General features: G+C 56.6%; 2 protein-coding genes and 1 pseudogene. All 3 read right to left on the reverse strand.

Annotation, left to right across the window (positions count from 1 at the left end; genetic code table 11):
• Positions 1-19: 19 nt before the first annotated feature.
• Positions 20-520, reverse strand: a complete 501-nt coding sequence (locus USF70_RS18315) for a contact-dependent growth inhibition system immunity protein (RefSeq protein ID WP_087823663.1) — start codon at positions 518-520, stop codon at positions 20-22.
• On the reverse strand, positions 520-1,203 hold the full coding sequence (locus USF70_RS21770) for a hypothetical protein (protein ID WP_340673984.1): 684 nt from the start codon (positions 1,201-1,203) through the stop codon (positions 520-522). Before USF70_RS21770 ends, USF70_RS18315 begins: the two co-directional genes overlap by 1 nt.
• A 189-nt stretch (positions 1,204-1,392) precedes the next feature.
• A pseudogene (locus USF70_RS18320) lies at positions 1,393-5,451 on the reverse strand (hemagglutinin repeat-containing protein); the annotation flags it as partial.
• Between the last annotated feature and the right edge of the window lie 1,144 nt (positions 5,452-6,595).

The raw sequence follows: 6,595 nt of genomic DNA on the forward strand, positions 1-6,595 counted from the left end.
CATTTGGCGGGATTTTGAATCAACCTTTGCAACGACTGAGGGCAAGTCGCAGACCCGCGCCAATTTCGGCTGGAGTGCTATCTACAGAGAGAACGACATTCTCTATGCCATCACCTTTAGTTCTTCCCCAACCTTCTAGTTTCTCATGGCGAGTTGGTGAAAAAGTGATAAAACCATTGATACAATGTACACCACAGTTCTTCATATCTTTGAATAAAGCACGTTTGGTTTTATAGCCGTATTTTTTCATCAACATTGCTATCCAGGCAGCATATTGTGCTTTGCCTTTCTCAACATCAAAGAACGTATCACACTCTTCAATCGTCAATGTCCGGCTATCTGACAACGCTTGTAAAACAACTTCACCGATACTTTGATTATCGGCATCGGGGTGCAATAAGTGGGGAGGAAAGAGGGGATCAGCAGCGACCATCCCCAGCCCTGATTGAGTCTCAACAAGCAATAATTCAGAGTTATAGTAACAACTAGCCCTGTAATCCTGACTTTTATTAAATTTCATCATTTCACCTGTGTCACTTTAACTGTCACACCCTGACTCTTGCCATATTCAATGGCTCGGTTTATTTCTGTCCACTGCGTTTTTGTTGTAGTAGCAGGAACAGCAAGCTGGACCTCTCTATTAGCAATCATAGAAGAATCAATTGTCTTTCGAGAGAGTGTGTATGTATCAAATTTTGCAGCTGCATCAATATTTCCTTTGATCGAACTGTAAATCTGATTAGGGTTTGCCAGCTTCGCCATTGTCTGTGTATCCAATGATTTAGCGCTCACAGCTGTTTTAGTAGATACATCATAATAGTCAAACGTTTTAAAATTCTGGGGCAATCTGGCACTGGAGGGTAAGGATGAACCAACATAATCCTCCCAAGGCATACCTTGTTTAATATTACCCTGGCCCCATTGCATTCCGAGTTCAGAGGCTTTGACAGTAGCCGTTGCAGTATTGCGGCTCATGAACGATAGCGCCGCTTTGGTTATGTCTTTTACAAGCAGCCCACCGCTGACAAGCATGGCCTGATTTTCCGGATCGGACGCGAATACCGCATACTTCATCCACTCCGGACTGTTTTGGTCTATTTTCGCCAGATCCTGACCATTCCACTGTTGAACGTAGGTCTTGGCTTCGTCACTGGTCATAACATCAGCGCCGATATTTCCCAACCAGCCGGGGCGCTCCGTCATATCGTAGCCACCCTCAGCAACTTCCTTATTCCATCCAACAGCCGTTAGGGGATCATCCTTCAATAGCTCATCAACTGTAGCACTTTGCTCATCACTGACTTTTTTCCATTTATCGATAATCGCCTGACAGTCACCACCAGATTTTCGACACTCAGAAAGTTCCTTATCGAATGCTACTGCCTGCGTACTGCTCAGATAGTTATTCTCAACACTATTCTTCCCGGCACTGGCCCCAGCCGCCGCACCAGCCGTATTTCCCCCAGCAATCCCGCCGGCTATGCCCGCTGAAACAGATGCCAGCGTACTCACGGTCTGCTTCTGCTCTTCCGTCAGCTTCGACGGGTCTGTGTCCGGATAGAACTGTCTGGCGATTGCTGTCGCAATCAGTTCGCCGGATGCGGCCCCCACAGCGCCCGCTGCGGCACTGTTTCCCTGAAGGGCTGCAGTTACGCCGCCGAGGATGGCATGGGCAATCGCTTTTGCCGCCGTGTTGTCATCAATGCCTGCATGATGGCCGATGATGTTCGCCAGCTCCGGTGCCGACGCGCCCGCCAGCGCCCCTCCGATATTGCCGCCCGCCAGTCCCTGCAGCGCTGCCGTGGCCGCCTGGATGCCGCGCTGCATATCGCTGCCGGTTCCGTACGTCACCATCACGTTTTTGTATGCCTGGGTATCTCGCAGTTTCGCCAGATAATCCTGGCGCTGTTTCTCTGTCGCGTTTGCGGGGAGTGTTGCGCCGGTTTCTTTCTGGGCCGCCTTCAGCCCGTTCAGGTCACCCTGCGTCCTGGCAATATCCGCCACCTGGCTACCAATGTCGCTGATCATCCCAACCGCGTTCAGGCGGTTCTGCTCTTTCTCCTTGTCGAAGATCGGGCTGATGCTGTCGTTGGCATGTTCGGTGTCGCGGCTCAGTTCGGCCACGTCCTGCTTCTGGTTTGCCTTGTCGCGGATGGTGAGGGAGCCCTCTGCCACGGCGGCCTGCGTGGTGCCTTCCTTATGGCCTTTATTACCCGCAGCGGAGATCATGCCGCCCGGCAGGTTGCCCTGGAATTTATCCCCGAAGCTGCCGCCGCCGCTCAGGCTGATACCGGAGTGCGAGGTTTTAAAGTCCGCTTCGTTGTGGATATCGCTGAAGCCCAGCGTTCCGGTATCAAGGCTGTTTTTGTCCGGCGTGGCGGTGGACGCGATAACCGCGCCATCAAGCTGGGTGTGATGCCCCACGGTGATGTCGAAGCCCCCGTCCCCGGCATACAGCCCGGTCTGTTCGGCCACCGAATCAAAGCGGCTCTTCATCTTGTCCTGGCTGGCGTTGATATAGCCTGAACCGGACATGGTGCCGAAGGTGAAGCTGCCCCCGGCCGCAACGCTGGTCTGCTTGCTGTCGTAGTCGCTGTTGTTCTGCTGGCTGCGCATCAGCAGGTCGTGACCAACGTCTGCCACGATTTTATTGCCGTTAACCTGAGCGCCATCAAGCACGGTGTCGTGCCCGCTTTTTAGGGTGACGTTTTTGCCGCTGTCGATTGTGGTTTCGGTCCAATCGGTACCGTTACCTTTATCCTTGCCGTGCGCGGCGTTAACGTTGGCAAACACGCTGATACCCGCGCCGTTGCCTCCGGCACCGATGCTTACCCCAATACCGCCACCGCTGCTGCTGTTCTTGCCGCTGGTTTTTTGGGTATTCGCCGCGCCGGACAGCAGAATATCGTTCTGTGCATCCAGCGTGGTGTCGCCCCCGGCTTTCAGCTGGCTGCCCGCAATCACGATGTCGCCGCTGTTTGCACCTTTGTTTTTGCCGTTCGCGGTGATGGAGAGATTGTTGCCTGCGTTCAGCGTGCTGCCTGCCACCGCATCACTCTCAGCATGCTGCTGTGATTTCGACTTCTGGGTCGTCAGCGAGAGGCTCACACCCATTGCGTTCGGGTCGCCGGTGGTTGCCGCCATATCCGCTGCCTGCCCGGCCTGCACGCCGGACAGCACCGTTTTGGTGGCCTGAAGGGCTTTCAGACGGCCATCACTTTGCTCTTTGGTCTCCTGCGCCGCGCTCACGGCATTGTTAATAGCGCTACCGACGGTGCCGGAGAGCGCCACGGTGAGCCCGCTTTTCTTCTGCTCGAAGGTTTCATCCCGGGTGCGCCTGTCGTGCCCCGGCTCGATGATGACGCTGTCGCCGCTGAGGCTTAAATCCTTCCCGGCGATAAGATCCGCCCCGCCGACGTGGGCCTGGTTTCCGGCAGAAATCGCGACGTTACCCCCCGTCGAGCCCACCGTACTGAAGCTCTGGCTCTGGGTGGTGCCCTTCTCACGAAGATCGTGCGTGCTTTTACTGCTGCCGATGGTGAAGCCAATCCCGCCCGAGCCCATCAGGCCGGATTTTTTCTCTTCCTTAAAGCGCCAGGAGGTGTCGCTGTTGGTGGCCGCCACGATATCGACGTTGTTGCCCGCCCTAAGCTGCACGTCGCCATCGCCCGCCACGGCGGAGCCGAACACCCGCAGGTTATTGCCCGCCACCACCTGCACGTTGTCGCCGCTCAGCAAGGAGCCGGATTCACGCGTCGCGCTGTCCTCCTCGATGGTGTGGGTGGTTTTCTTGCTGAGGAAACCTTTTTTGGTTTTGGTCTGCTCTTTGTAGTGATAATCGCTCTCGGTTGCGGTATTGAGATTGACGTCGCGGCCTGCCGCCACGCCGATATCGCCCTTCGCCGTCACCTGCGCGGCTTCGGTGGTGACATCGCGTCCGGCGAGGATTTGAGTATTCGCCCCGCTGGCGATCTCGGTTCCCTGCTGACGCACCGATTCGTTAATAACGGTTTTCTTGCCTGACCTATAGCTGTCGCCCTGCGTGGTCTCTTCCGCAGCCAGATTCACGTCGCGACCCGCCTGCAGCCCGACGCTTTTCTCCGCCGCCAGCGCGGCGGCCTGGGCGTTGATATCCTGCCCGGCCTTCAGGACCAGGTTATCGCCTGCGGAAATCGTGGTGCGGTCGAGCCCGGTGCTGTGGGATTCGCTTTTCCCTTTCCGGCTGCTTTCACTGGTTTGCTCCGCGTTCAGGTTCAGATCGTTGCCCGCGCTCAGCCCCGCGCTGCCGCCCGCCTTCAGGTCGCTGGCGGTCACGTCAAGGTTGTGCCCGGCATTCACCAGCAGGTTGCCGCCCGCGGTGACGTTACTTCCCTGATACGTGACGGAGGAACGGCTGGTTTTCTCCCGGCTGGAGCTGAATGCGTCGTTGATCTGATTCGCGTTGACGGCAATATCGCCCCACGCGTTCAGCAGCATATCCCCGCCGGAGGACAGGTTCGCCCCGGTGACGGTGATGTTTTTCCCTGCCTCAAGCGACAGGCCATCCTGCGCGGTAATCGACGCAGCGTTCCCCAGCAGGGTGTCCTTCAGGCCGATGTTGCCGTACTTCCCGCCGGCGTTGATATCAATCTGCTCAACCTGCGTCAGGTTGTTGATGCTGCCGTCCAGGCTCTCCAGCGCGACCGTTTTGCCGCTGATGGTGGAGCTGATGTTATTGATATCGCCGATGGCGCTCAGGTTCAGGTCGCCGCCCGCTTTCATCAGGCCGTTGCTGAGGTTGCTGATGCTGTTCTGGCTGTCGAGCGTCAGGCTGTTTTTCGCCAGCAGCGAGCTGCCGCCGTTGGTGATGCTGCCGCCCTTCAGGGTGACGTTGTTGCCCGCGATCACGCTGCCGTTGTTGACGGTGACGTCCTTCGGCGACAGGTAGAGTTTCGGCACCATCACCGTTTCGCCGTTGACGGTGGCTTTCTCCCACCACAGCAGGCTGTGGTCGAGCGCGGCAATCTGATCGGCGGTCAGCGAGACGCCAAACTGCAGGCCCAGCGACTGCTGCGCCGCCGCGGCGTTGTCCATCAGATAGCGCATCTGATCCAGATCGGAGCCGATGCCGTTCAGGTAGCGGTTACCGGTCTGGTTGAGCACCACGTTGGAGACATAGCGGGTATCGAACGCCGCATCGCCGAGGAAGCGGTAGTCGTAGTCCGGGTTCAGGTTGAGGCGGCCAAGCATATAGGACGAGCCGAGGAACTGCTTCTCGTCGGTAAACGCCAGCCGCGTCTCCTGCGGCGCCGTGGACGACGGTTTGATCCCGAGCATCGCGTTCAGATCGGCAAACAGGGCGGGATCAAGCTGCCCGAGACCGTTCAGTTTCGGGTTGATGCCGATCAGGTACGGGCTTTTCGGGTTGTCGGAGAAGACAAAATAGCCGTTGTTGCCCGACGGCAGCGGGTAAGCGCTGGTGTCGACGCGCTGGCCCTGATAGTGCCCGACGGCGCCGCCCTGCGCGGTGCGGAGATCGGCGGTGGTGACCCCGGCGTTCGCCAGTGCGCCCAGCTGGCCGAGGTTCGCGTTGCCTTTCTGCGTGGTGCCAATGTTGCTGAGAGGCGTACCGGACGCGCCGCCGTTTTCCAGCGCGCCGCCGCCGTTAAGCTGCTGCAGCGCCCCCTGAAGCCGATCGTTCCACTGCGGCGAGGTCACCGCCACGGTTCCGGCAGCGCTCAGCCCCTGTTTTTGCACACCGCTGCCGATGGTCTGGTTGCTGAGGGAGTTCAGCGACGGGGTGGAGATAACGTTGCTGACGCCGCCTGCGTTGGCGGTGGTACTGGTGTTGCTGATGTTGCTGGTGAAGTTTGCGGTGACGTTGCCGCCCGCCTGGATGACGGCACGGTATGTTTCACCATTTTCACTTTCTGTGACATGCCCATCTAATACATAGGTTACGTCATTGTCGTAGTAAGTATTGCGATGGGTTGGAGAGTAGGAGCCAGGAGAACCCCCGCCATATGAGGGGCTTACATATTTATATACAGCATATTCTGTATAAGTTCCGCTCTGATAGCTCTGATTATTCAGCGTGTTTCCTGCAAGCGTAATATTGCTATTCGCCAGGATTGCACTCGCCTGATTGTTCAACTCTGCGGCAGTGATAGTCAGGTTACGCCCGGAAGAAATACGAGCGCTTCCACCCTCAGCATTTACAACCTGCGCTATCTGATTTAGTGCATATTTACGTGTTTCATAGCCTGTAATTGGTTTGTAATAGTAATGGGTATCCTCATACAAGAAACAGGGAACTCCCCCACATGTACCTGAACCGTCATGGGTATAAGTGCTGTATTTATCCCGAACAAGCGTATCGATTCCGAGAACCGACACAGGTATGTCAACAGTTGCCTGCCCAACCCAACCATACGCTGGCGACGCACTTGTTGTTGTGGTTGACGTTAATCCATCACGCTGATTTAACAGGCTGGCAGTTTTAACCGTAATATCCCCATTCTGCGTCTCAATATTCCCCGACGTGTTCACCACCTGGCTGTTCGCATTCCCCGCCGCATCACGCTGCATCCACAGGTTGTTCCCCGCCATGATGTCG

Source organism: Enterobacter sp. 237C8 (genome assembly GCF_034106865.1).
GTDB lineage: Bacteria > Pseudomonadota > Gammaproteobacteria > Enterobacterales > Enterobacteriaceae > Enterobacter > Enterobacter asburiae_B.